Source organism: Fusicatenibacter faecihominis (genome assembly GCF_020686945.1).
Classification (GTDB): domain Bacteria; phylum Bacillota; class Clostridia; order Lachnospirales; family Lachnospiraceae; genus Limivivens; species Limivivens faecihominis.
In genome coordinates, this window is the sequence record NZ_JAJEPR010000085.1 from 1 (window position 1) to 2,348 (window position 2,348).

Below are 2,348 nucleotides of genomic sequence, written 5' to 3' on the forward strand. Positions count from 1 at the left end.
GGCGTTGAGGAAGAGTAGGTGAGTAATATGAGATACGAAGATTCGATGAAAGGTGTAGCTGATCAGATAATCAAAGAGCAGCAGCGAGCCAGTAAAATTAAAAACAATCCAGAAGAGTTCCATTGGCATGACGAATATGCAACGTTGAATTTCTTTCGGTCTATCTGCAAAAATATCGGTAACTTGAGAAATGGAGAAATTGAAAAAATGGTCACACGCTTAAAGCACATAGATCAGAAAGCAGTGGAAAACCATGTGAATGGTGATGTTTGGGCATTTGATTATGATAAGATGTTCTATGTACTGATGGAAAATGAAATTTGCCGAAAGGTGTGTGAAAAGAATAAATATAATAGTTGGACGAAGCTGATTGGACAGTATTGTGTTTCAATGGCTTAAAGATGAAGAAAGTGTTGCTGGAGAAAAAAATACTCTCCAGCAACTTCGTTTTTGATGAATAAAGGTCAGTTTTTTGTTTAAATTATATAAAAACGATATGAGATGTATTTGTATCATTTTCTTGTTGACACCATTTATATTAAGTGATATATTTGTCTTATAAAGATACAAAAACATCACATTGAAAAGAGGGATGATTATGACAAAAAAACAAATGAAACAAGTTATCTTTATGGGAGTAGGGTGTGTAATATTACTGATTGCAGGGATAATTTACTCTTTATTATTTAACGACGCACGCTGGGTTAAAAACATGGATATGTCTAATTATGTATTTTCCATAAAGGATATACCAATGTTGATAGTCGGTGCTTTGATAGCTATTTATGTCTTATATGTAACAGTTATCTTCTTTAAAAACGCCTTTTCTAAAAATTTTAAAGACAAAAACTATTCAAGAACAGTATCTTCATATTGGGGACTGTGTGGAATATTTGGATTTCTAGGTTTTAGCGGTTTTTGGACTTATTTTGAATATGGGAGAATATATCCTTTTGTATTCTTTATATTTTTTGGCTTTTTCGGCTTTTTCTTTGAAGGAAAACTTTCTCACACTTTAGAAGATGAACTTTTTTTAGAAAATAAAAGAAAAGCAGAAATAAACGCCTATAAAGTAGGATTTAAACTTCTCTTTATAGTCATTTGGCTTATGGCAATAGGAATGTTTTCTCGTAATGTGGAATGGTGTGCAATTTTTATGCTCATTTCTGTTTCACTTATCTATGCTTTAGTCATTTTTCTTAGCAACTATTTATTATACCGCTACGAAAAAGGAGAATAAGTCATGGTAGAAGATTTCATGTGCAACTTAAAGGTATATCGTGTAGCACAAGATTTAACACAAGAACAACTGGCAGAAAAAGTCGGGGTTCGTAGAGAAACAATTATGAGGTTGGAAAAAGCACAATACAATCCATCTCTAAAACTGGCGATTGATATTTCACGGGTTCTCAATGCACCGATAGAAGATATTTTCATTTTTAAATAAGATAGTGGTAGTAAATTCGGTTCTATGTGATATTGGGAACAATAGAATATTAAGTTTTACATCAATATAAGAGTAATGCAACTATAATGTTAATTTGTATTGCTTGGAGGAACAATACCTGATGAAGATGATAATGATGTCATCGCAGAACAACTTGCAAAAATCAGTGAACAGATGGCAATTAAGAATAGGCGTAGCAAAAAAATTTGGAAAATTGCTGGGGTTATATTCCTAGTAATTGTGCTATTGAATATCCTCTTGATAATATTTAATATGTCAGTATCTAAAAACGTTTCAACAGATAGTAGCACCACTTTCATAGAAATAGGTGAAGATGATGTGATTGATGTAGAATAATTTCCAACATACAATCCCAGTTTGACAACTTTATATCCATACACACAAAGCAGTTAGTCTTAGGATTGACTGCTTTTTAACAAAAGACACCACTCAGGTGTAAAGGGTGTCTTTTTAGTGCTATTTTATTGTCATATCAAGGCTCATTCAATTGTGGTAAATTCGTGGTAAATTAAATAATTTTCTATACTTCAAAGTGCTTGAAAGTATAGTGTTTATGCGGATAATCGCAAATTAGATATAAAATTTTGTTTAACTATTCTCACTATTATTTGATTCAGTGATTTTTTTCTTCTTTGGAGAAACCAGTTTGTGACCGGAATAAATGGACATGCCCATACAAAGCAATGAAGAATAGGCAAAATATTTATGTGCAGTTATAGATTTTTTGATTCCAGAATAAATGCATCCCAACATACAGAAAAGTGCTCCGAGGGACCAGTATTTATGCGATTTCATGATTTGATACCTCCCTATATAGTCAAGTCTTTTTTCCTTATTTTTCAAGGGATTTTTAGTTCCATATCTCAGATGAATGAGCCAA

The 2,348-nt window shown here is 32.2% G+C and carries 5 protein-coding genes; 4 read left to right on the forward strand and 1 reads right to left on the reverse strand.

The window, feature by feature from the left end; all coding sequences use genetic code 11:
• Positions 1-27: 27 nt before the first annotated feature.
• The 4 genes from LKD71_RS17875 to LKD71_RS17890 all read left to right on the forward strand — a co-directional run bounded on the left by LKD71_RS17875 (position 28) and on the right by LKD71_RS17890 (position 1,804).
• Positions 28-399, forward strand: a complete 372-nt coding sequence (locus LKD71_RS17875) for a hypothetical protein (protein ID WP_117484529.1) — start codon at positions 28-30, stop codon at positions 397-399.
• A gap of 199 nt (positions 400-598) precedes the next feature.
• On the forward strand, positions 599-1,240 hold the full coding sequence (locus LKD71_RS17880; RefSeq protein ID WP_227616414.1) for a DUF3796 domain-containing protein: 642 nt from the start codon (positions 599-601) through the stop codon (positions 1,238-1,240).
• A gap of 3 nt (positions 1,241-1,243) precedes the next feature.
• Positions 1,244-1,447, forward strand: a complete 204-nt coding sequence (locus tag LKD71_RS17885; RefSeq protein WP_227616415.1) for a helix-turn-helix transcriptional regulator — start codon at positions 1,244-1,246, stop codon at positions 1,445-1,447.
• Positions 1,448-1,546: 99 nt separating this feature from the next.
• Complete coding sequence (locus LKD71_RS17890; RefSeq protein ID WP_055157184.1) at positions 1,547-1,804, forward strand: hypothetical protein; 258 nt, start codon at positions 1,547-1,549, stop codon at positions 1,802-1,804.
• A gap of 252 nt (positions 1,805-2,056) precedes the next feature.
• Here LKD71_RS17890 and LKD71_RS17895 read toward each other — a convergent pair.
• On the reverse strand, positions 2,057-2,348 hold a 292-nt coding region (locus LKD71_RS17895), incomplete at its 5' end, for a DUF6219 family protein (protein ID WP_331466529.1).